General features: G+C 71.7%; 20 protein-coding genes and 1 pseudogene. 14 read left to right on the top strand and 7 right to left on the bottom strand.

All coding sequences use genetic code 11. The annotated features are described in order from the left end of the window. Positions 1-25 precede the first annotated feature (25 nt). Positions 26-1,420 (top strand): cobyrinic acid a,c-diamide synthase CobB, encoded by a 1,395-nt coding sequence (locus DSC45_RS11630; RefSeq protein WP_119289976.1) that lies wholly within the window; start codon positions 26-28, stop codon positions 1,418-1,420. 25 nt (positions 1,421-1,445) lie between these two features. Here DSC45_RS11630 and DSC45_RS11625 read toward each other — a convergent pair whose 3' ends face one another. After that, complete coding sequence (locus tag DSC45_RS11625) at positions 1,446-2,192, bottom strand: ZIP family metal transporter (protein ID WP_119289793.1); 747 nt, start codon at positions 2,190-2,192, stop codon at positions 1,446-1,448. A 101-nt stretch (positions 2,193-2,293) separates the two neighbouring features. On the opposite strand from DSC45_RS11625, the pseudogene DSC45_RS36295 reads away from it, so the two are divergent. Together DSC45_RS36295 and cobC are read left to right on the top strand one after the other, a co-directional pair. Continuing rightward, positions 2,294-2,608: pseudogene (locus DSC45_RS36295) on the top strand (precorrin-3B C(17)-methyltransferase); the annotation flags it as partial. 42 nt (positions 2,609-2,650) lie between these two features. Next, positions 2,651-4,165 (top strand): Rv2231c family histidinol phosphate aminotransferase CobC, encoded by a 1,515-nt coding sequence (cobC, locus tag DSC45_RS11620; protein WP_240434592.1) that lies wholly within the window; start codon positions 2,651-2,653, stop codon positions 4,163-4,165. Here cobC and DSC45_RS11615 read toward each other — a convergent pair. The 3 genes from DSC45_RS11615 to DSC45_RS11605 form a co-directional block, all read right to left on the bottom strand. Continuing rightward, entirely contained in the window at positions 4,137-4,556 is a 420-nt protein-coding gene (locus DSC45_RS11615; RefSeq protein ID WP_205571303.1) for a group I truncated hemoglobin, read from the bottom strand. The genes cobC and DSC45_RS11615 overlap by 29 nt on opposite strands. 124 nt (positions 4,557-4,680) lie before the next feature. After that, complete coding sequence (locus tag DSC45_RS11610) at positions 4,681-5,637, bottom strand: SCO1860 family LAETG-anchored protein (protein ID WP_240434580.1); 957 nt, start codon at positions 5,635-5,637, stop codon at positions 4,681-4,683. A 183-nt stretch (positions 5,638-5,820) separates the two neighbouring features. After that, positions 5,821-6,912, bottom strand: coding sequence for an amidohydrolase family protein (locus DSC45_RS11605; RefSeq protein WP_119289787.1), 1,092 nt, complete (start codon positions 6,910-6,912; stop codon positions 5,821-5,823). 78 nt (positions 6,913-6,990) lie between these two features. Between DSC45_RS11605 and DSC45_RS11600 the strand changes: the two genes are divergently transcribed. The 5 genes from DSC45_RS11600 to thpD all read left to right on the top strand — a co-directional run bounded on the left by DSC45_RS11600 (position 6,991) and on the right by thpD (position 11,898). Then, entirely contained in the window at positions 6,991-8,091 is a 1,101-nt protein-coding gene (locus DSC45_RS11600; RefSeq protein ID WP_119289785.1) for a pyridoxal-phosphate-dependent aminotransferase family protein, read from the top strand. A 356-nt stretch (positions 8,092-8,447) separates the two neighbouring features. Next, complete coding sequence (ectA, locus tag DSC45_RS11595) at positions 8,448-9,023, top strand: diaminobutyrate acetyltransferase (protein WP_119289783.1); 576 nt, start codon at positions 8,448-8,450, stop codon at positions 9,021-9,023. An 86-nt stretch (positions 9,024-9,109) separates the two neighbouring features. Beyond that, positions 9,110-10,378, top strand: a complete 1,269-nt coding sequence (gene ectB / locus DSC45_RS11590; protein ID WP_119289781.1) for a diaminobutyrate--2-oxoglutarate transaminase — start codon at positions 9,110-9,112, stop codon at positions 10,376-10,378. A 56-nt stretch (positions 10,379-10,434) separates the two neighbouring features. After that, entirely contained in the window at positions 10,435-10,845 is a 411-nt protein-coding gene (locus DSC45_RS11585) for an ectoine synthase (RefSeq protein ID WP_119289779.1), read from the top strand. 153 nt (positions 10,846-10,998) lie between these two features. Beyond that, positions 10,999-11,898, top strand: a complete 900-nt coding sequence (thpD, locus tag DSC45_RS11580; protein WP_119289777.1) for an ectoine hydroxylase — start codon at positions 10,999-11,001, stop codon at positions 11,896-11,898. A 103-nt stretch (positions 11,899-12,001) separates the two neighbouring features. Here thpD and DSC45_RS11575 read toward each other — a convergent pair whose 3' ends face one another. The 3 genes from DSC45_RS11575 to DSC45_RS11565 all read right to left on the bottom strand — a co-directional run bounded on the left by DSC45_RS11575 (position 12,002) and on the right by DSC45_RS11565 (position 15,587). After that, positions 12,002-13,054, bottom strand: coding sequence for an aminotransferase class V-fold PLP-dependent enzyme (locus tag DSC45_RS11575; RefSeq protein WP_119289775.1), 1,053 nt, complete (start codon positions 13,052-13,054; stop codon positions 12,002-12,004). 119 nt (positions 13,055-13,173) lie between these two features. After that, positions 13,174-13,929, bottom strand: a complete 756-nt coding sequence (locus DSC45_RS11570; protein ID WP_119289773.1) for a DsbA family oxidoreductase — start codon at positions 13,927-13,929, stop codon at positions 13,174-13,176. Positions 13,930-14,057: 128 nt separating this feature from the next. Next, positions 14,058-15,587: an aldehyde dehydrogenase family protein gene (locus DSC45_RS11565; protein ID WP_119289771.1), complete on the bottom strand. Its 1,530-nt coding sequence runs from the start codon at positions 15,585-15,587 to the stop codon at positions 14,058-14,060. A gap of 114 nt (positions 15,588-15,701) precedes the next feature. Here DSC45_RS11565 and DSC45_RS11560 point away from each other — a divergent pair, with 114 nt between their 5' ends. From DSC45_RS11560 to DSC45_RS11535, 6 genes are all read left to right on the top strand, one after another. After that, entirely contained in the window at positions 15,702-16,475 is a 774-nt protein-coding gene (locus tag DSC45_RS11560; RefSeq protein WP_119289769.1) for an IclR family transcriptional regulator, read from the top strand. Beyond that, complete coding sequence (locus tag DSC45_RS11555; RefSeq protein ID WP_119289767.1) at positions 16,475-16,945, top strand: GNAT family N-acetyltransferase; 471 nt, start codon at positions 16,475-16,477, stop codon at positions 16,943-16,945. Before DSC45_RS11560 ends, DSC45_RS11555 begins: the two co-directional genes overlap by 1 nt. Before the next feature lie 126 nt (positions 16,946-17,071). Then, positions 17,072-18,148 (top strand): hypothetical protein, encoded by a 1,077-nt coding sequence (locus DSC45_RS11550; protein WP_119289765.1) that lies wholly within the window; start codon positions 17,072-17,074, stop codon positions 18,146-18,148. Next, entirely contained in the window at positions 18,148-19,440 is a 1,293-nt protein-coding gene (locus DSC45_RS11545) for a sensor histidine kinase (protein ID WP_162929190.1), read from the top strand. The genes DSC45_RS11550 and DSC45_RS11545 overlap by 1 nt, the downstream gene beginning before the upstream one ends. Next, positions 19,437-20,102: a response regulator transcription factor gene (locus tag DSC45_RS11540; protein ID WP_119289763.1), complete on the top strand. Its 666-nt coding sequence runs from the start codon at positions 19,437-19,439 to the stop codon at positions 20,100-20,102. Before DSC45_RS11545 ends, DSC45_RS11540 begins: the two co-directional genes overlap by 4 nt. A 104-nt stretch (positions 20,103-20,206) precedes the next feature. Then, positions 20,207-21,652: a peptidoglycan D,D-transpeptidase FtsI family protein gene (locus tag DSC45_RS11535; RefSeq protein WP_119289761.1), complete on the top strand. Its 1,446-nt coding sequence runs from the start codon at positions 20,207-20,209 to the stop codon at positions 21,650-21,652. The last annotated feature ends 7 nt before the right edge of the window (positions 21,653-21,659 follow it).

Below are 21,659 nucleotides of genomic sequence, written 5' to 3'. Positions count from 1 at the left end.
TCCGACGAGCGGTGACGACGCCGTGGTGACGACAGGACGGGGCGGCGGCACGTCCACGGCATCCGTACCGCGGCTCGTGATCGCGGCGCCTTCGTCGGGTGCCGGCAAGACCACCGTCGCGACGGGGCTGATGGCGGCCTTCACGGAGGCCGGGTACCGGGTCTCGCCGCACAAGGTCGGGCCCGACTACATCGACCCCGGCTACCACGCTCTCGCCACGGGCCGTCCGGGCCGCAACCTGGATGCGTACCTGTGCGGTACGGACATGATGGCGCCGTTGTTCGCGCACGGCGCCCAGGGCTGTGACCTGGCCGTCGTGGAAGGCGTGATGGGCCTGTACGACGGGGCGTCGGGGCTCGGTGATCTGGCGTCCACGGCGCAGCTCGCCGCGCTGCTGCGGGCCCCCGTGGTCCTGGTCGTGGACGCCTCCTCGCAGTCGCGTTCGGTGGCGGCCCTGGTGCACGGGTTCGCCTCCTGGGACCCGACGGTGCGGATCGGCGGGGTGATCCTCAACAAGGTCGGCTCGGACCGGCACGAGGAGCTGCTGCGCGACGCGCTCGGCGGCAGCGGCGTACCGGTGCTCGGGGTGCTGCGCCGGGCTCCGCGGGTCCGCACACCGTCCCGGCACCTGGGCCTTGTGCCGGTCGCCGAACGGCAGCCGGATGCCGTCGAGTCGGTACGGGCGACCACCGCGCAGGTGCGCGAGGGCTGCGACCTGGAGGCGCTGTTCGCGCTCGCCCGCAGTGCGCCCGACCTGCCGGACGCCGCATGGGATCCGTACGGGGCGCTGGGCGCGGGCGAGAGTCCGCGCGCGGGCGTGCGTCCCGTGGTGGCCGTGGCGGAGGGCCCGGCGTTCACTTTCTCGTACGCCGAGCACCGTGAACTGCTCACCGCCGCGGGCGCGGACGTGGTGCCCTTCGACCCGCTGCACGACGAGGGCCTGCCCGAGGGGACGCGGGGCCTGGTGGTCGGTGGCGGCTTCCCCGAGGTGTACGCCCCCGAGTTGTCCGCCAACGCGCCGCTCCGCCGGGCCGTGAGCGCCCTGGCGCGCACCGGTGCCCCGATCGCCGCCGAGTGCGCGGGACTGCTGTATCTCTCGCGCTCCCTGGACGGTGCGCCGATGTGCGGCGTGCTCGACGCCGAGGCGCGGATGACGGACCGTCTCACCCTCGGCTACCGGGACGCGGTGGCGGTGGCGGACAGTCCGCTGGCCGTGACGGGCAGCCGGATCCGGGGGCACGAGTTCCATCGCACCGCCGTGGAGCCGGGCGCGGGCGACACCCCGGCGTGGGGCATGCACCGGCCGGAGCGGCGGGTCGAGGGGTTCGTGCAGGACGGCGTGCACGCCAGCTATCTGCACACGCACTGGGCGGCGAGCGCGGACATCGCGCGCCGTTTCGTCGAGCGGTGCGCGACGTGAGGTCGTACCACCGCTGCCCGGGCCGTCATTCGGCGATCCCCACCACCAGCCAGACGAAGCCCACTCCGGTGACCGTGCACAGCAGGGTGGGAGCAGTGGGGTGGTCGTGATGCGCCTCGGGGAGGATCTCGGCGGCGGCGAGATAGAGCAGGGCGCCGCCGAAGAAGCCCAGATAGCTGCCGAGCAGTCCCACCGGCAGTGTGAGAAGGAGCGTCGACGCGGCGCCCACGACCGGGGCGGCCGCCGCCGCGAAGAGCATGGCGAGCGCTCTGCGGCGCGCGTTCCCGTACAGCCGGGTGAGGGTGTACGTGTTGAAGCCGTCGGCGAAGTCGTGGGTGATGACCGCGAGGGCGACGGTGAGGCCCATCGTCTCGCCCGCCTGGAACGCGGCCCCGATGGCGACGCCGTCCATCAGGCTGTGCACGACCATGGCCCCGGCAGCGGTCAGCCCCACCTGGGGCACTCGCTCGGCACCCGCATACCCGTGCCCGTGCCCTTCTCCACCATGACCCGCTTGGCGTACGGCGAGCAGCCGCTCCACGCAGTGCGCGGTGAGGAATCCGGCGACGAACAGCAGCAACGCCCTCGGCACACCGAGGAACTCCTCACCGGCCGCCTCGAGCGCCTCGGGCAGCAACTCGAGGCCGACCACCCCCAGCATCAGGCCGCCGGCCAGGCCGAGCACCAGGTGCCTGCGGTCGGTGACGCGCTGCGCCGCCCAACCGCCCACCAGTGTCATCAGGAACGCGCCGAGCGCGACGAACACCGCCATGGCTTCTTGCTAGTGGATCGAACTGCCCGGTGCACAACCAGAATTCACCCGTAACCTTCCCGGCGGCCCGCGTCGGCCGCCGGAGGCGAAGGAGTAGTTGAGTGATCGGCCTGATCTGCGGCACCGCCGCCGGCACTCCTGTGCGCGACCGCCTCGCAGCCGTCTGGCCCGCACGCGCGCGCGTGTACGACGGTCCGGTGCGGGACGCCGCGGCGCGCGCCTTCGCCGAGTGCCGGCAGGTCGTCTGCGTCCTGTCGCCGGCGGAAGCGGTACGGCTGGCCGCTTCGGTGCTCGCTGCCGGGGCCGAGTCACCGGACCTGGTCTGCGTCGACGAGTCGGGCCGTGCTGCCGTCCCGCTGACGGCGGCGGCCGGCGCAGCGGCACTCGCCACCCAGGTGGGCGAGATCCTCGGGGCATCCACGGCCACGGGGACGGATCCGTCCGATGCCGCGCCGCGAATACGGCGGTCGCACCCGGACGGCGCGGGCTCGGTCGAGCCCGGACCGCCGTCGGTGGTCGTCGGCGTCGGTGCGCGTCGTGGCGCGACGGTCGACGTGGTGCTGCGGCTCGTCCTCGACACGCTCGACGAGGCCGGACTGGATCCGCTCGAGGTGGCCGAGCTGGCCACGGTGGACGGCAAGTCGGAAGAGCCCGCACTGGTCGAGGTCGCACGGAAGCTGGGTGTGCCGCTGGTGACCCACCCTGCGGGCCGGCTCGCCGGCGTGGCCGTACCGCATCCGTCCCCCGCACCCGTCGCCGCCGCGGGCACGCCGTCCGTCGCGGAGGCCGCCGCGCTCGCCGGAGGCGGCGAACTGCTCGTCCCCAAGCGGAAGTCCGGCGGCTCCGCGGCCACGGCCACCTGCGCGGTGGCCCGCAGGCACGCTCCGGTCGCCGCGGTGTCCGGCCCGGCGACTGCGACTGCGACTGCCTGCCCCGGTGTCCACGATCTGCGGCATCACGGCGATGCGGAGGTGCGCGACGCCGGCCTCACCGACCTCGCCGTCAACGTACGGACGGGGACGCCGCCCGCCTGGCTCCGCGAACGTGTCGCCGCCTCCCTCGACTCGCTCGCGGCCTATCCGGACGGCCGCCGCGCCCGCGAAGCGGTCGCCGGGCGGCACGGACTCCCCGTGGAACGCGTGCTGTTGACCGCCGGAGCGGCCGAGGCGTTCGTCCTGCTCGCGCGGGCCCTGAGGCCTCGGCGTGCGGTGGTCGTCCATCCGCAGTTCACGGAGCCGGAGGCCGCGCTGCTCGACGCCGGGCACCACGTGGAACGCGTCCTGCTCGACGCCGCGGACGGCTTCCGCCTGGACCCGGCCACCGTCCCCGAGGACGCCGACCTGGTGGTCGTGGGCAACCCGACCAACCCCACCTCGGCCCTGCATCCGGCCGTGAGCCTGGCCGCGCTCGCCCGGCCGGGCCGCACCCTCGTCGTCGACGAGGCGTTCATGGACGCCGTTCCCGGCGAGCGCGAGGCGCTGGCCGGCCGTCAGGACCTGCCCGGACTGGTCGTACTGCGCAGCCTCACCAAGACCTGGGGCCTGGCGGGCCTGCGGATCGGTTACGTCCTGGCGGAGCCCGGCCTGCTGACCGAGCTCGAACGGGCCCAGCCGCTGTGGCCGGTGTCCAGCCCGGCGCTCGCGGCGGCCGAAGCGTGCGTCGAGCCGCACGCCCTGCAGGAGGCCGAGCGGGCGGCCGGCCGGATCGCGGCCGACCGGGCCCATCTGCTCGCCGGGCTCGGCGGGTTGACCGGCGTGCATGTCGTCGAGCCGGCCGAAGGCCCGTTCGTCCTGATCCGCCTGGCGCAGGCGGCGCGGGTACGTGAACGGCTGCGCGCGGACGGTTTCGCGGTGCGTCGCGGCGACACGTTTCCCGGCCTCGGCCCCGAGTGGCTGCGCCTCGCGGTCCGCGACCGGACGACGACGGAACGCTTCCTGCGGGCCCTTAGGGACGCGCTGGCACCGGGCGCCTGAACGAGCCCCGGCCGACTGCGGCTGCCGCCCACGGTCGCGCGACGACGTCGGGCTCGAGTGGCGCCGCCCCGGCGATCGAGCCGACCGTGGCCGCGTCGGCCCCCGTCAGTTCGAGCGCCGCGACCAGATGACCGAGTACGCGGTCGAAATCCTCCGAGCTGACGTCGATCCCGCTGTGGGTCCGGCGCATCGCCCGCCCGGTGTACGGGCGGCCCGACCCGAGCGCCCGGCCCACGAACGCACGCTGGTGCCGCTTCAGCACGGCCAGGTCGACTCCGGTGAAGTACCCGGCCGACTGCGGGTCGGCCGGCACACGTTCGTAGAACAGGTCCACCGCTGCGGCGACCGCGTCCTCACCGCCGATGCGCGGATAGATCGTCACATCCGCCATGCGCCCTGACGGTATCGGCGATGCCCTGCCCGCCGGAACGCACGTGCGCTGCACGTTCCGGCGGGCACGGCATGGCGTAACGCGGCGGGCCGCACCGGCCCGCCGCGCTCACCGGTCAGCCCCGTCAGCGGTGCTGGCGCCGCCTGGCCAGCACCACGGCTCCGCCACCCGCGGCGAGCAACGCGACGGCGCCGCCCGCCAGATACGGGGTGGTGGAGCTGCCGCCGGTCTCGGCGAGGTCGGCCCGCTCCGGCTGGGCGGCCGACTGGGGCTTCACGCCGCCGGCCTCCTTCGGCTCGGCACGCTTCTCGTCACCGGCCGGCTGCTCCGCCTCCTCGGCGGGCTCGCGGTGCTCCGCGGCAGGCGTCTCGCAGGTGGCCCCGGCGAGCGTCACGGTGCCGTCGACCTCGGCGACATTGAGTTTGAGCGGGTTGAGCGAGACCTTGAGTTCGAGCGCGGACGCCGCGGCCGTACGCGAGGTGGTGTGCTTCTTCGACAGGTCCAGGCGCACCTCGCCGATGCCGGGCACCTTGATCAGGGTCGGGCCGCCGGTCGACAGGGTGACCTTCTTGCCGAGCACGTTCACCGAGCCCAGCAGGTTGGCCTCGGCGACGGGCCGCTCCCCCGCCTTGCAGACGGCCTTCGAGCTCACCTGGCCGAGGTCGACCAGCGGCAGTCCGGGCAGGCCCGGTACGTTCACCCGCGCCCGAGCGAGCTCCGTACGCCCCTCGGCGACACCGCCCTTCACGGTGGCCTTGGCGCTGGCCACGTCCGCGCGCAGCACGCTGAAGGGCTTGCCCGCGTCGACTCCGTCGAGCCGGGCGGACAGCGCGGTCTTCTCTGCGCTGTGCGGCGCGCTGACCTCGTTCAGGGAGGTGCGCAGCGGGACCTGGACGGTCTTGTTGAGCAGGGAGATATCAAGTCCGGTACGGAGCACGACCGCACCCGCCTTGCCCGCGTCGCCGCCCGTGGCATGGGCGGGCACGGCAGCGGCCAGGGCCGCGGGACCGGCGGCCAGGACCGTCGCGACGCCGACTGCGGACAGCCTGCGTGCGGGCATGCGGAAGGTATTGCTGATCAAGGTGGGACCCCCACAGGAGACATGGTGCCGGGGCGGGTGCACGCTGGGACGGCGCGCGACGCCTCGGCCTCGGTACCGGAATCCTCACCTACGGAGAGTGAACTGGTGTCTGCATGACGTGAGTTCACCCCAACGTGGCGTTTCCGTCCGGGCGTTCGAGAATCCGCTCGAGCGGGGCGGAACTCAGCGCACCACGATCCCGTTCACCACGATCCCCCGCGGAACGGCCAGCGCCCGTACGTCGGCCCGCGGATCGCTGTCGTAGACCACGAAGTCGGCCGGTGCGCCCTCGCTGAGCCCTGGGCGGTCCAGCCACGCGCGTGCGGCCCAGGTGGTGGCGGAGAGGGCGGCGAGCGGCGGGATGCCGGCCCGGGTGAGTTCCACGACCTCCGCGGCCGCGAGCCCGTGCGCGAGGGAGCCGCCGGCGTCCGTGCCGACGAAGACGGGAATGCCCGCGTCGTAGGCCGAGCGCACGGTGTCGTAGCGGCGTGCGTGCAGGCGTCGCATGTGGTCCGCCCAGACCGGATACTTCTCCTGGCCGCCGGCCGCGAGTCCGGGGAAGGTCGCGATATTGACCAGTGTGGGGACGATCGCCACCCCGCGTTCGGCGAACAGCGGGATGGTGTCGTCGGTGAGCCCCGTCGCGTGCTCGATGCAGTCGATACCGGCTTCCACCAGGTCGGCGAGCGAGTCCTCCGCGAAGCAGTGTGCGGTCACCCGGGCACCCAGCCGGTGCGCCTCGGCGATCGCGGCCTGCACGGCGCCGCGCGGCCAGCAGGCCGAGAGGTCGCCCGTGCCCCGGTCGATCCAGTCGCCGACGAGCTTGACCCAGCCGTCGCCGCGGCGGGCCTCCTGGGCGACGTAGGCGACGAGGTCGTCCGGCTCGATCTCGTGGGCGTAGTTGCGGATGTAGCGCCGGGTGCGGGCGATGTGCCGGCCGGCCCGGATGATCTGCGGCAGGTCGTCCCGGTCGTCGATCCAGCGGGTGTCGGACGGAGAACCGGCGTCCCTCAGGAGCAGCGTCCCGGTGTCACGGTCGGTGAGCGCCTGCTTCTCCGCGACATCGGCGGAGACCGGACCGTGCGCGTCGAGACCGACGTGGCAGTGGGCGTCGACCAGGCCGGGAAGCACCCATCCCTGGACGGTACGGACGTCACGGGCCGCGACCGGCCGCTCGTAGGAGATCCGCCCACCGATCACCCAGAGTTCGTCGACGACCTCGTCGGGCCCGACGAGCACCCGCCCTTTCACGTGCAGCACGGCCTGATCACTCATGTACGGCAGCGTAGAACGCACTCGGTACGCTCGACGCGGCAGCCGGACAAGATTTCGACAGAAGAAGAGAGCTCCACCGTGACCCACCCCTTCCTCGACCTGTCCCCGCTCAGCGCCGCGCACTTCGCCTCGATCGAGGACCGGGTGGCCCGGCTGCTGCGTACCGAACAGGACGTCCTGATCACCCAGGGCGAGGCACTGCTCCCGCTGGAGGGCTGTATCCGCTCGGCGGCCCGCCCCGGCCGTACCGCCCTGAACGTGATCACCGGGCCGTACGGCCAGACCTTCGGCAACTGGCTGCGCGACTGCGGCGCCGACGTCGTCGACCTGGCCGTCCCGTTCCACACGGCGGTGACCGCGGAGCAGGTGGGCAACGCGCTGGCCGAGCACCCGGAGATCGACTTCGTCTCCCTGGTGCACGCCGAGGCGGCCACCGGGAACACCAATCCGGTGGCCTCGATCGGCGAGGTGGTCCGCGCGCACGGTGCCCTGTTCATGCTGGACGCGGTGGCCTCGGTGGCGGCCGAGCCGCTGCTCCCGGACGCCTGGGGCGTGGACCTGTGCGTGATCGGCGCGCAGAAGGCGATGGGCGGTCCTGCCGGGGTGTCCGCCGTGTCGGTCAGCGAGCGCGCGTGGGAGCGGATCTCGGCGAACCCGCAGGCGCCGCGCCGTTCGTACCTGTCGCTGCTCGACTGGAAGGAGCGCTGGATCGACGGCGGCCGCAAGGCTCTGCTGCACGCTCCGGCGCAGCTGGAGATGCTGGCGCTGGAGGCTTGTGTGGAGCGTATCGAGTCGGAGGGCCTCGACGCCCTCATGGCCCGGCACGCGACGGCCGCGCGGGCGACCCGGGCCGGTGCCGAGGCGCTCGGCGGTGGCCTCGCCCCGTACGTCCACGAGGCACGGGACGCGGCACCGGTGGCGACCACGCTGCGGGTGCCCGCGGAGGCCGACGCCTCGGAGCTGGTCGCGCGGGCGCTCGCGGCGGACCCGGTGCTGCCCCTGGTGGCCGGTGGCGGTGCGCTCGCGAAGGAGATGATCCGGGTGAACCACTACGGGCCCGATGCGACCCGAGGTGTGGTGCACGCGAGCCTCGCCGCCCTGGGCGCCGCACTCGGTGAAAGCGGATTCGCCGTCGATCTCGAGGCTGCTCGCCGGGCCGTCACGGATGCGTGGGCGTAGGGCAAATTCAAGTCCTGGCAGGTTGCTCGGGACCCCATACTCAACTAGATTCTCACGAATACGGGAAGCGGCCTTTTACGAGCAGCTTCCCGTATTCTTCTGCCCGGTTTCCCCGTGCCTAAACACCGAGATTCCAGGACTGTCAAACCTCGTAATTCGGACGCGTCTCGCGGGAGTTACGAGCTTGTGACCGACTCCACATGACGTCCGGTTCCTCCGGTAATTCCCGTACACACAGGGGCATTTCGCCGCCGAGCCGCGCGCTCGCGCACCCCCGCGTGATAACACAGTGCCCCCGTTTACGTAACCCCTGGCCGCGATGCAATTTCGATTTTCGGTGGGTAAATTCAATCTGCATGACCGCCGCACAAGCAGACCTTGCACGTGCCCGAAGCGATTTCCCCGATCCAGGAGATAATCCTGGGAACTCGAGGACCTTGCGGCTCGAACGCCCGGAGGTGAAGGACGGGGCCGCATGCTGGAGGATCGCTCGCGATTCCAAGACCCTCGATCTGAACTCGTCCTACAGCTATCTGCTGTGGTGCCGTGACTTCGCCGGTACCAGCGTGGTGGCCCGCGTCGGAGACGACCCCGAAGGCGAGCCGGTCGGTTTCATCACCGGCTACATCCGGCCCGAGCGACCCCGCACCCTGCTGATCTGGCAGGTGGCTGTGGACGAGTCGCAGCGCGGCCGCGGACTGGCCGGCTCCATGCTCGACGAACTGACCTCCCGGGTCGCACACCGCGAAGGGCTGACCACCCTGGAGACGACGATCTCCCCGGACAACAAGGCTTCCCAGCGCCTGTTCACCTCCTTCGCCGAGCGCCACGGAGCGTCCGTGGACCGCGAAGTGCTCTTCCCCGCCGAGCAGTTCCCGGACGGGGGCCACGAGCCAGAGGTGCTGTACCACATCGGCCCGCTCACCTTCTGAAGCGCGCCGACGCGGCCGCCCGGCCGACCACCGAGAACCGACCGCCCAGAACCCCCACGCCATTCATCTCCCAGGAGGAGATCGCTGTGACCATCACCCAGCCGGACCTGAGTGTCTTCCAGACCCTGGAGTCGGAGGTGCGCAGCTACTGCCGCGGTTGGCCCACCGTCTTCGACCGGGCCCAGGGCAGCCGCATGTACGACGAGGACGGGCACGAGTACCTCGACTTCTTCGCGGGCGCAGGCTCGCTGAACTACGGGCACAACAACCCCGTCCTCAAGCGCGCACTGATCGACTACATCGAGCGCGACGGCGTCACCCACGGTCTCGACATGTCGACGACCGCGAAACGCGCCTTCCTCGAGTCGTTCCAGAACACGATCCTGCGCCCGCGTGACCTGCCGTACAAGGTCATGTTCCCGGGCCCGACGGGCACCAACGCCGTCGAGGCCGCGCTGAAACTGGCGCGCAAGGTCAAGGGCCGCGAGTCGATCGTGTCCTTCACCAACGCCTTCCACGGCATGTCGCTCGGCTCGCTCGCCGTGACCGGCAACGCCTTCAAGCGGGCCGGCGCCGGCATCCCGCTGGTGCACGGCACCCCGATGCCGTTCGACAACTACCTGGACGGCCGCACTCCGGACTTCATCTGGTTCGAGAGCCTCCTCGAGAACTCCGGCTCGGGCCTCAACAAGCCCGCGGCCGTGATCGTCGAGACCGTGCAGGGCGAGGGCGGCATCAACGTCGCCCGCGCCGAGTGGCTGCGTCAGCTCGCCGACGTGTGCAAGCGCTGGGACATGCTGCTCATCGTCGACGACATCCAGATGGGCTGCGGCCGGACCGGCGGCTTCTTCTCCTTCGAAGAGGCCGGTATCGTCCCGGACATCGTCACCGTTTCGAAGTCGATCAGCGGCTACGGGCTGCCGTTCGCACTGACCCTGTTCAAGCCGGAGCTCGATGTGTGGGAGCCCGGCGAGCACAACGGCACCTTCCGCGGCAACAACCCGGCGTTCGTGACCGCGGCCGCCGCGCTGGACGCCTACTGGGCCGACGGTCAGATGGAGAAGCAGACCCTCGCCCGCGGCGAGCAGGTCGAGGCCGCCCTCCGGGCGATCCGGGCGGAACACCCGGAAGCCACCAAGGAGTTCCGCGGTCGCGGTCTGGTCTGGGGCCTGGAGTTCCACGACAAGGAGCGCGCGGGCAAGGTCGCCAAGAGGGCGTTCGAGCTCGGCCTCCTGATCGAGACCTCGGGTCCCGAGAGCGAGGTCGTCAAGATGCTGCCGGCGCTGACCATCACGCCGGACGAGCTGGACGAGGGTCTGCGCACGCTCGCCCGCGCCGTACGAGAGACAGCCTGACCCGAACGCACGACCGACCCGGCGCGCGTACCGTAGGAGAAAAGGAACAACTCACTGTGATCGTCCGTTCGTTCAAGGAACTCGAAGGCACCGACCGGCACGTCAAGTCCGCGTCCGGCACCTGGGAGAGCAAGCGCATCGTGCTCGCCAAGGAGCGCGTGGGATTCTCGGTCCACGAGACCATCCTGTACGCGGGCACCGAGACCGACATGTGGTACGCGAACCACATCGAGGCGGTCGTGTGTACCAAGGGCGAGGCCGAACTCACCGATCGTGAGACCGGAAAGAAGTACACGATCACGCCGGGCACGATGTACCTGCTCGACGGGCACGAGAAGCACACCATGCGGATCAAGGACGACTTCCACTGCATCTGTGTCTTCAACCCGCCGGTGACCGGTCGTGAGGACCACGACGAGAACGGCGTGTACCCCCTGCTCACCGAGCCGGAGCCGGACGCCGTCTGACAGAACGGCCTCGGCAGACAACTACATGGCCCACAGCCGCGCAGGGCGCCGCGGCTGTGGGGCCCACCTGAGACTCCCCGCCCGTCCCCCGTGAGGGGGACGGGCGGGGTACATCCCGAACAGGGCCGTACGAGAGGAGAGGCAGGCAACACCATGACCACCGCACCCGAGCGCACAGCCGACCTGTACCCGACCCGAGGCGCCACCGAGGTCCTCACCGAGCGCCAGGACCCCGTCGTGTGGTCCGAGCCGGGTACCGAGGGGCCGTTCACGGCCACGGAACTGTCGGCGTTCGACAGGGACGGCTTCTTCCAGGTCGACGAGCTGGTCCCTGAGGGCGAACTGGGTATCTACCAGGCGGAGCTCGACCGTCTGGCCCAGGACCCCGCGATGCGCGCCGACGAGCGCTCCATCGTGGAATCCCGCTCGCAGGAAATCCGTTCGATCTTCGAGGTGCACAAGATCAGCGAGGTCTTCGCCAAACTGGCGGCAGACCCGCGCGTCGTCGGACGAGCCCGCCAGATCCTGGGTTCGGACGTCTACATCCACCAGTCAAGGATCAATGTGAAGCCCGGCTTCGGCGCCACCGGCTTCTACTGGCACTCCGATTTCGAGACGTGGCACGCGGAGGACGGGCTCGCGAACATGCGAACCGTATCCGTGTCGATCGCGCTCACTCCGAATTACGCGTACAACGGCAGCCTGCTCCTGATGCCGGGTTCGCATCACACGTTCCTCGGCTGCGAAGGCGCCACGCCGAAGGACAACTACAAGCGGTCCCTGCAGATGCAGGACGCCGGTATTCCGTCCGACGAGGCACTGATCAAGCTCTCGGACCGGTTCGGTATTTCCCAGTGGGTCGGCGAGGCCGGCTCTGCCGTGCTGTTCGACTGCAACACGATGCACGGCAGCGGGGACAACATCACACCTTTCCCGCGGAGCAATGTCTTCTTCGTGTTCAACAGCGTCGAGAACACTGCTCAGGAACCCTTCTCGGCTCCCGTCCGGCGCCCCGAGTACATCGGTGCCACTGACTTCACCCCGGTGCGGTGAAGCTTTCGCGGTGAGCCTGTGATGTGACGATTGGCCCGGTTCCCCACGAGGGAGCCGGGCCAATCGTCACTCACGGCCCGCGGCAAGCCCTGGCTCCGGGGGTTCAACCGGCCAGCACGTCGAGCAGTCGGTCCACGTCGGCGGTGGAGTCGTAGAGGTGGAACGAAGCCCTGAGCGCGCCCGCCCGGTCGGAGATCTCGATGCCGGCGGCGCTCAACTCGCCCTGGCGGTGGCCGAGTCCGGGCACCGAGACGATCGCCGACCCCGGGGCGGGCACCGGGGTGTGGCCGAGCGCGGCGAGGCCGTCGCGGAAGCGGTCGGCGAGTGCCACGTCGTGGGCGCCGATCGTGGCGGCACCGATGCCTTCGATCAGGGCGAGCGAGTGGCGGGCGCCGGTGTAGCTGAACAGGCTGGGGCTGATGTCGAACCGTCGTGCGGAGTGGGCCAGTTCCTCGACGGGGCCGTAGCAGCTGTCCCAGGGATGCTCGCCCGCCACCCAGCCGGCGAACACCGGGGTGAGGTCGCCGAGGTCGTCGGGCACGGTGAGGAAGGCGACGCCGCGCGGGCAGAGCAGCCATTTGAAGCCGACGGCGACCGTGAAGTCGACGGCATCCGCGTCCAGCGGCCGCCAGCCCGCGGACTGGGACACATCGACGAGCGTGCGTGCTCCGTGGGTACGGGCCGCCTCGCCGACCGCCGTGAGGTCGGCGACGCGACCGTCGGCGGACTGAACGGCGCTGCAGGCGACGAGAGCCGTGCCCGGGCGTACGGACTGCGCCAGGTCTTCCAGTGGCGCGGTACGCACCTCGAGGTCGGCACGGATGTGGAACGGCGTGACCAGCGAGCTGAAGTCCGCCTCGGCGACGAGGACTTCGGCACCCGTCGGCAGCGAGGCGGCTATCAGCCCGGCGTACACCGCCACGGATGCGCCCGCTGCGACGCGGCGCTCGGACACCCCTGCGATCCGGGCGAAGGCGGCCCGGCTCGCCTCGACGTCGGCGAACATGTCGGTCGGCGCTCCGGCCGCGGAGGCCGCTACGGCCTCCTGCATGGCCTGCACTCCGGCCTGCGGGATCAGGCCGGAGCTCGCGGTGTTGAGATACGTCGACCGCGGCGCGAAGGCGGTGCCTCCGAGCCTCTCCAGGGAAGTCTCCATGTCTCCACTGTGCTGCCGGGCCGACCCCTCGTCCATTGCCAGTTTCTGCGTGGTGGGCCCAAGCGGTGCTTATGTATCGGCCCTGACCTGCACCTTCGTCGTCGCCGCTGTGGAGCGTGTCAGCCGGCTGTCCCTGTCGCTGCGGTGGTCGTGGTGTCCGAGGCCGCGGGCACCTCGCAGCCGTCGGGGCCGCAGGCGTCCGCCGAGTCGTCCGTGGATCCGACGGTGCGCAGCGGAGCGCGCTCGCCCCAGGCCTGCTCGAGTGCCTGGGTGAAGACCTCGGCGGGCCGGCCGCCGGAGACGCCGTAGGTACGGTCGAGTACGAAGAACGGCACGCCGGTGGCGCCGAGTTCGGCCGCCTCGCGCTCGTCGGCGCGGACCTCGTCGGCGTACGCGCTCTCGTCGGCGAGCACCGACCGTGCCTCCGCCTCGTCGAGTCCGGCCTCGACGGCGAGGGCGAGGAGCACCTCCGGGTCGTACACGGAGCGCTCCTCGGCGAAGTTCGCCCGGTAGGCGAGATCGAGGAGCTGCTCCTGGCGGCCGCGGGCCTTGGCGAGGTGGAGCAGGCGGTGGATGTCGAAGGTGCTGCCGTGGTCGCGGCCCTCGGTCAGATAGCCGAGGCCCTCGGCGCGGGCGTTGGAGGCGACATGCTCCTCCATGGCGCGTGCCTCTTCGGGGCTGCGCCCGAACTTCCGCGCCAGCATGTCGAGGACGAGACCGGTGTCGCCCTTGGCCCGGTCCGGGTCGAGCTCGAAAGAACGGTGCACCACCTCGACCCCGTCGCGGTGGGCGAAGGCCGCGAGGCCCTGCTCGAAGCGGGCCTTGCCTATGTAGCACCACGGGCAGGCGATGTCGCTCCAGATCTCGACGCGCATGTCTTTCTCTCCGGACTCGTCGGGGCGCAGGTGACCCCTGCGCCCTGATCCAACGCGGCCGTGGGCATGCGCATTCCCGGCCGGGCCCGTACGGCGGCGGAGCCCGGCCGGGAGTTCTCAGGGGCCGGTCAGCCGCTCTCCGGGCCGACTCGGCGGGGCAGGCCCAGCGGGTTGTCGTCGCGCAGTTCCGGCGGAAGCAGGGCGGCCGGAGTGCCCTGGTACGAGACCGGGCGCAGCCAGCGCTCGATCGCGGTGGAGCCGACCGAGGTGGAGGTGGAGGTGGTCGCCGGGTAGGGGCCGCCGTGCTGCTGGGCGGGGGCGACGGCGACGCCGGTCGGCCAGGCGTTGACGAGGATGCGGCCGGCGAGCGGGGTCAGAGCGGTGAGCAGGGCGGCGCCGCGTCCGGTCGGGTCGCTCTCCTCGACGGCTGCGAGGTGCACGGTGGCGGTGAGGTTGCCGGGCAGTCGTGCCAGTACGGCTTCGACCTCGTCCTCGGAGCGGTAGCGGGCGACGACGGTGACGGGGCCGAAGCACTCCTCGAGGAGCAGGTCGTGCGCGCCCTCCTCGGTGAGCCGTTCTGCGTCGACGGTGAGGAAGCCCGCGCCGACGGTGTGCTCGCCGCCCGAGCCCGGGGTCACCGGTGCGTCCACGCCCGGCAGTGCGGCGCGCTCGGTGACGCCCGCGACGAAGGCGTCGCGCATCCGGTGGTCGAGCAGGACGCCGGCCTCGACCTCGCTGACCTCGTGGGTGAGCGTCTTGACCAGCCGGTCGCCGGCGGCGGAGGCGGGTGCCAGGACGAAACCGGGCTTCGTGCAGAACTGGCCGACGCCGAGTGTCACGGACCCGGCCAGGCCGGTGGCGATCTGCTCGGCGCGCTCCGCGGCGGCCGCCTCGGTGATCACGACGGGGTTGAGCGAGCCGAGTTCGCCGTGGAAGGGGATGGGCCGTGGGCGGGCGGCCGCCGCGTCGAAGAGGGCGCGTCCACCGCGTACCGAACCGGTGAATCCGGCGGCGGCGACGAGCGGGTGGCCCACGAGTTCCACGCCCGCGTCGAAACCGTGCACGAGCTGGACGACGTCCGGTGCGACGCCGGTCTCCTCGGCGGCTCGGTGCAGGGCGGCCACGCAGAGCTCTGAGGTAGCGGGGTGGTCCGGGTGCACCTTGACCACCACGGGACAGCCGGCCGCGAGGGCGCTCGCGGTGTCGCCGCCGGGCACCGAGAAGGCGAGCGGGAAGTTCGAGGCGGCGTAGACGGCGACGACGCCGAGCGGCACCTTGTAGCGGCGCAGGTCCGGCCAGGGCGGCGTCTGGTTCGCGTCGGCGTGGCTGATGACGACGTCGAGGAAGGCGCCCTCGTCCACGGTGTCCGCGAAGGACCTCAACTGGTAGGTGGTGCGGGCGAGTTCACCGGTGAGCCGGCCGGGACCGAGGGCCGACTCGGCGTCGGCCGCCTCGATGACGTGGGCGGCGGCCTCGTCGAGCCGGTCGGCGGCGGCGCGCAGGAAGGCGGCCCGGGCGCTCCGGTCGGCGAGCGAGTGGCGGGCCGCGTGGGCGGAACGTACCGTCTGGTCGACCTCCTGGCGTGTGGCCTCGACCGCAACCTGCTCCCGCTGCTTCCCGGTTCGGGGGTCGACGCTCCAGACTGGTGCTGCTGCCACGGCCGTTCCTCCAGATGTGATGCCACCCACCAGGCTGTTCGATATGCTGAACAGCGTCTCTGATGCTGAACTGCCTCGGAGGCTATGCGTAGGCGAACGAAGGGGTCAAGGGCGATGTCGGGTGCCGATACGGGCGGCGGAGCGCAGGTCAAGTCGGCCGTACGGACGGTGGAGTTGCTCGAGTACTTCGCGGGCAGGCCCGGGATGCACGCGCTGGCCGCGGTGCAGGAAGCAGTCGGGTACCCGAAGTCCAGTCTGTACATGTTGCTCCGCACTCTGGTGGAGCTCGGCTGGGTGGAGACGGACGCGACGGGCACCCGGTACGGCATCGGCGTCCGCGCGCTGCTCGTCGGCACCTCCTACATCGACGGCGACGAGGTGGTGGCCGCCGCACGTCCGACCCTCGACCGGCTCTCCGACGACACCACGGAGACCATCCACCTCGCCCGGCTCGACGGCGTCAACGTGGTCTATCTGGCGACCCGTCAGTCCCAGCACTATCTGCGTCCGTTCACCCGGGTCGGCCGCCGGCTGCCCGCGCACTCGACCTCGCTCGGCAAGGCGCTGCTCGCCACGTACAGCGACGAGCAGGTGCGCAAGATGCTGCCGGAGACGCTCACGCCGCTGACCGAGCACACCCTCACGGACCGGGAGGCGCTGATCGAGGAGCTGCACGCCGTCCGCGAGCAGGGCTTCGCGGTGGACCGCGAGGAGAACACGCTCGGCCTGCGCTGCTTCGGCGTCGCCATCCCCTACCGGACCCCGGCCAGGGACGCCATCAGCTGCTCGGTGCCGGTCGCCCGCCTGACGCCCGGGCACGAGCAGATGATCAAGGACGCCCTGTTCGACGCCCGCGACCGGCTGACGCTCGCCACCAGGAGGCTCTGATGGATGTCCTGCTCCGACCGGTCCACGACAGTGATCTGCCGGTCCTCTTCCGGCAGATGAACGATCCGGAGTCCCAGCAGGTGGCCGCGTTCGTCTCCGAGAAGTACGCCGACCGCGACCTGTTCGACGCGCACTGGCGCCGGCTGCGCACATCGGACTCCGTGGTGGCGCGCACCGTACTGCTCGACGGCGACGTGGTCGGCAGCGCCGGGGTGTACGGGGAGCCGGGCGAGCGCGAGGTGACGTACTGGATCGACCGCTACTACTGGGGCCGCGGAGTGGCGACGGCCGCCCTGTCCGCGCTGCTCGGCCTGGAGCCGGAGCGGCCGCTGTACGCGCGGGTGGCCGCGGACAACATGGGCTCGCTGCGGGTCCTCGCCAAGTGCGGGTTCCAGGTGACCGGGGACGACCGCGGTTATGCGCACGCACGCGGCGAGGAGATCGACGAGCGTGTACTGCGGCTCGGCTGAGATCAGCCCTCCCCCGGCCGGCCATCGGCCCGGTGCGGGAGCGGCGGCCTCGCCTCCCCCGCCCGGCGGAGGTGGTTCGCCCTCCGGCAGGAGGTGCTCGGCTCCGTGCGACGCCAGCGTGGACACATGACTTCCACCGCTCCGAAACCGCTCACCGACGCCGCACCTGCCGCGGCGCCCGACACCCCGCCGCCGCTCGGCCGGACCCGCCGGATCCTGCGGGCCGTCGCGATCGCCGGCTGCCTGCCGTACCTCGTACTGAAGATCATCTGGGTCGCGGGCGGCGAGATCGGCATTCCGCCGGACAGTTCGCTGCTCGAACACCGCACGACGATGGCCCTGGCCAACGCCGGCACCGTCCTGATGGACGGCGCCGTGATCGTCCTCGTGCTGCTGCTCACCCGGCCCTGGGGCCTGCGGGTGCCCGCCTGGCTGCTCGTCGTTCCGCTGTGGATCGCGAGCGGGCTGCTGTCCCCGATCGTGGCGGGCTATCCGCTGCAGATGGTGGTCCGGCTGTTCCCCGGTGCTCCGGAGAGCGGCACGACCGGGGCCTCGGAGCCGTTCCTCGACGACTGGGTGTTCGCGGTCGTCTATCCGGGCTTCATCGTCCAGGCGCTGGCACTCGGCAGCCTGTTCGTGCTCTACGCCCGGGACCGCTGGGGTCATCTGTGGCAGGGGCGGCTGCGCGATCTGCCCCGGACACCGACCGGGCCTGCGCAGCGGATCACCGCCTGCGCCGTGGCCCTGCTGACGCTCCTGCCCGTCTCGATGCATCTGGCCTGGGTGGCCGGTTCGAGGTCCGGCCTGCACCCGTCCCGGGCGGACGAGTACACCCGCGACTCCGCCGTACTCGATCTCGTCTATGTGGGCTTCTCGGTGGCGACCGTCGTGGGCGTGCTGCTGCTTGCCTTCCCGCGGGGCCGGTCGCTGCCGGTGAGGGTGCCGCTCGCGCTGGCCTGGGTGGGCTCCGGCGCGCTCGGCTGCTGGGGCGGCTGGATGCTCGTCACCTCGCTCGCCGCGGTCGACGACCTCACGCAACAGCCGACCCCGGTGGTGCAGCTGACCTACGCTGTCCAGATGATCGTCGGGATGCTCGTGGCCGCCTTCGGCGCGTACTTCTTCGCCGAACGGGCCGCTGCCGAACGGACCTCGACCGGTCGGCCGCCGCACCTCGTCACCGTCCCGGCCGGCTCCACCCGCTGATGACCGTCTCGCTGCGGCTGTGCGGCCGGTGGCTCTTCGGACGGCAGGCCCGCCTGCGCTGGGTGCACCTGGTGCTCGGCGGGGCCCTGCTGATGCCGTACTTCCTCGTCGGCTCGGTCTTCGTGGGACCGCTGCTCGGCGGGGAGGAGCCGATGTTCGGCTCGATGCGGGCGCAGTTCATCTCCTACGCGGCGGCGCTGCCGCTGGTGGCGCTCAGCGCGCTGGTCTTCCCGCTGGCCCGGCCGCTGTCCGTGGCGGCGGTACGGACGATGTGCGGGGTACGCGACGAGCTCGCGGAGGGGCCCGCGCGCTCGCGGGCCGCGCGGGTGCGGACCTCGGCCTGGTTCACGCTGCACCTGGGGATCGGGGCGCTGATCAGCGGTATGACGCTCGCGGTTCCGCCCTTCGCGGTGTTCCTGCTCGCGGTGCCGGTGTTCAGTGGGCTGCGGGACTCCCGGTTCGGTGCGCCCGGAGTCTTCGAGCATCTCTGGGCCGTGCTGCTCGCCCCCGTGGCGGGCGCGGTCTTCCTGGTGCTGCTCGCCGCGTGCGCGGCCACGGCAGGGACGCTGCTCGCCCGTTGGGCCCCGCAGCTGCTGGCACCCGCGCCCGCCGACCGGCTGGCGGCGGCGGAGGAACGCGCCGCGGAGCTCGCGGTGCGCAACCGGCTCGCGCGCGAACTGCACGACTCGGTGGGCCACGCGCTCAGCGCGGTCACGCTGCAGGCAAGCGCCGCCCGCCGGGTCCTGGACTCCAACCCCGACTTCGTGCGCGAGGCGCTCTCGGCCATCGAGGACACCACCCGCCGCACGGTGGGTGAACTCGACGCGGTGCTCGGCCTGTTGCGCGAGGGCGACGAGACGGGCGAGGGCCCCGACCCGGCGCCCGCGCCGACCCTGGAGGCCGATCTGGACGGCCTGCTCGCCCGTACCCGGGCCGCCGGTTTGCCTGTCGAGGCGTCGGTCGGACCCGGCGTGGACCTGGCCGCCCTGCCCGCGCTCGTGTCCCGTGAGGCGTACCGGATCGTGCAGGAGGGGCTGAGCAATGCGCTCAAGCACGCGGGGTCGGTACCGGTGACCGTGCGCATCGCCCGCACGGAATCGGCCCTCGAGATCGTGGCGGAGAATTCGCTGCCCGCGACGCCGACGCCGACGCCGACGCCGCGGGAAGGCGGCGGCCGCGGGCTGCCCGGCATCACCGAGCGCGCCCGCCTGCTCGGCGGTACGGCCACGGCGGGCGCCGCCGACAGCCGCTGGAGACTGTGCGTACACCTGCCCCTGGGAGGACCCCGATGAAGACCCCTGACGGTGCGCCGATCCGGGTGGTGCTCGCCGACGACGAGCGCATGGTGCGTACCGCTCTGCGGGCGATCCTGGAGGCGGAACCGGAGTTCGAGGTGGCCGGCGAGGCGTCGACCGGCGCGCAGGCGGTGTCCGTGGTCCGCGAGCTGCGCCCCGACGTGGTCCTGATGGACGTACGGATGCCCGAGGTGGACGGAATCCGGGCGACCGAGCAGATCCTCCGCACGGTCGCGGAGCCGCCGCGGATCGTGGTGGTGACGACCTTCGAGAACGACTCGTACGTGTACGACGCGCTGCGCGCCGGTGCCTCCGGGTTCCTGCTGAAACGGGCGGATGCCGACGAACTGGTACAAGCCGTGCGTCTGGTGGCGCGCAGCGACTCGCTGCTCTTCCCGGCGGCGGTGCGCGCGCTGGCCGCCCAGCACGCGGCCGCCCGTCGGACGGCGCCCGCGTGGGTGGCGCGGCTGTCCGGACGGGAGGCCGACGTGCTGCGCCTGATGGCTACCGGACTCACCAACGCGGAGATCGCGGACCGGATCGGGGTGGGCCCCGCGACCGTGAAGACCCATGTCGCGTCCGTCCTCGCCAAGACCGGCACCCGGGACCGCACGCAGGCGGTCATCGCCGCCTACGAGGCGGGCTTCGTCGGCGGCTGACCACGTCGGCCCGTCGGGACGGACGCGGCACCCGGCATGAGAGGTTTCTGAAAAAGTGCCCGGCCGGGAACGCGATGGCTCGTCCGGATCGTCCCCACAGTGGGATGAACAAGATGATCAGGCGCGCCTCGGTCTTCTCGCTGCTCCTGGTGCTCTCGTTGTTGGTGAGGGCGACCTGGGTGCAGTTCTACGAAGGCGAGGCCCTCGCGGACAACAAGAAGAACCGGCGGAACGTCATGGAGACGTATGCGAACCCGCTGGGCGACATCGTGGTGGCCGGAGAGGCCGTCACCGGATCGGAGCGGACCACTGGCAGCGACCTCGCGTACAAGCGCACGTACCGGGACGGCTCCCTCTACTCGGCCGTCACCGGCTACACCTCGCAGGTGTACGGCGCCACCCAGCTCGAGGGCATCTACCAGGACGTGCTCGACGGCTCCGACTCCCGCCTGAAGAACCCCCGCGAGGCGATCACCGGCGAACGGGCGGGCCCGGGCGACGTGGTGACGACCATCGACCCCGCGGTGCAGAAGGCCGCCACCGAGTCGCTCGGCGGCAAGAAGGGCGCCGCGGTGGCCATGGATCCGCAGTCCGGCCGGATCCTCGGCATGGTCTCCACCCCGTCGTACGACCCCTCGCGCATCAGCGGGAGCACGGACGGCGACGCCTGGAAGAAGCTGACGGGCGACGAGGACAAGCCGATGGTGAACCGGGCATTGCGCCAGCCGCTGCCGCCGGGCTCGACCTTCAAGCTGGTGGTGGCCGCGGCGGCACTCGAGGAGGGTCTGTACGACTCGGTGGACGAGCGCACGGACAGTCCGGATCCGTACACCGCCCCCGGCACCACCACACCGGTCACCAACGAGAACCGTTCGGCGCCCTGCGAGGACGCGACGCTGCGGACAGCCCTGCAGTACTCCTGCAACACCGTCTTCGGCAAGCTCGCCGTGGACCTCGGGCAGGACAAGGTGGCCGCGATGGCGGAGAAGTTCGGCTTCAACGACGAGGAGCAGGACGTCCCCGTGAGGGCCTCGGAGAGCAGCTACCCGTCGGGCATGGACAAGCCGCAGACGGCTCTGAGCGGCATCGGCCAGTTCGAGGTGACGGCCACCCCGCTGCAGATCGCCATGGTGAGCGCGGCGCTGGCGAACGGCGGGGAGCTGGTGGCTCCGGACATGGTGGACCGGGTGACGGACTCCGGCGGTGACGCTCTGGAGAACCACGACGACCCGGACACCACGCGGGTGGTGAGCGAGCGCAATGCCGAGCAGCTGCAGTCCGCCATGGAGACGGTCGTCGACAAGGGCACCGGCAGCAACGCACGGATCCCCGGGATGACCGTGGGCGGCAAGACGGGAACCGCGCAGCACGGCGAGCGCAACGAGAACACTCCGTACGCCTGGTTCACGTCCTACGCGACGAACTCGGACGGCGAGCAGGTCGCGGTCGCGGTGATCATCGAGGACTCGGACGCGGCCCGCACCGAGGTCAGCGGCAACGGCCTCGCGGCGCCGGTCGCCGAGGCGATGATGCGGGCGGCCCTGGACTGACCGACGC

Source organism: Streptomyces sp. YIM 130001 (genome assembly GCF_003574445.1).
Taxonomy (GTDB): Bacteria; Actinomycetota; Actinomycetes; order Streptomycetales; family Streptomycetaceae; genus Streptomyces.
Note: the sequence above shows the minus strand (reverse complement) of the source record. Positions and strands in the feature narration are given on the sequence as shown.

Bases quoted from the DNA above. Each gene is read 5' to 3' on its own strand.
- DSC45_RS11555 (WP_119289767.1), top strand. From the start codon at position 16,475: ATGGATGTCCTGCTCCGACCGGTCCACGACAGTGATCTGCCGGTCCTC.
- DSC45_RS11575 (WP_119289775.1), bottom strand. From the start codon at position 13,054: ATGGAGACTTCCCTGGAGAGGCTCGGAGGCACCGCCTTCGCGCCGCGG.
- DSC45_RS11550 (WP_119289765.1), top strand. From the start codon at position 17,072: ATGACTTCCACCGCTCCGAAACCGCTCACCGACGCCGCACCTGCCGCG.
- ectA (WP_119289783.1), top strand. From the start codon at position 8,448: ATGACCGCCGCACAAGCAGACCTTGCACGTGCCCGAAGCGATTTCCCC.
- DSC45_RS11625 (WP_119289793.1), bottom strand. From the start codon at position 2,192: ATGGCGGTGTTCGTCGCGCTCGGCGCGTTCCTGATGACACTGGTGGGC.
- DSC45_RS11570 (WP_119289773.1), bottom strand. From the start codon at position 13,929: ATGCGCGTCGAGATCTGGAGCGACATCGCCTGCCCGTGGTGCTACATA.
- thpD (WP_119289777.1), top strand. From the start codon at position 10,999: ATGACCACCGCACCCGAGCGCACAGCCGACCTGTACCCGACCCGAGGC.
- DSC45_RS11615 (WP_205571303.1), bottom strand. From the start codon at position 4,556: ATGGCGGATGTGACGATCTATCCGCGCATCGGCGGTGAGGACGCGGTC.
- DSC45_RS11545 (WP_162929190.1), top strand. From the start codon at position 18,148: ATGACCGTCTCGCTGCGGCTGTGCGGCCGGTGGCTCTTCGGACGGCAG.
- DSC45_RS11560 (WP_119289769.1), top strand. From the start codon at position 15,702: ATGTCGGGTGCCGATACGGGCGGCGGAGCGCAGGTCAAGTCGGCCGTA.
- DSC45_RS11540 (WP_119289763.1), top strand. From the start codon at position 19,437: ATGAAGACCCCTGACGGTGCGCCGATCCGGGTGGTGCTCGCCGACGAC.
- DSC45_RS11605 (WP_119289787.1), bottom strand. From the start codon at position 6,912: ATGAGTGATCAGGCCGTGCTGCACGTGAAAGGGCGGGTGCTCGTCGGG.
- DSC45_RS11535 (WP_119289761.1), top strand. From the start codon at position 20,207: ATGAACAAGATGATCAGGCGCGCCTCGGTCTTCTCGCTGCTCCTGGTG.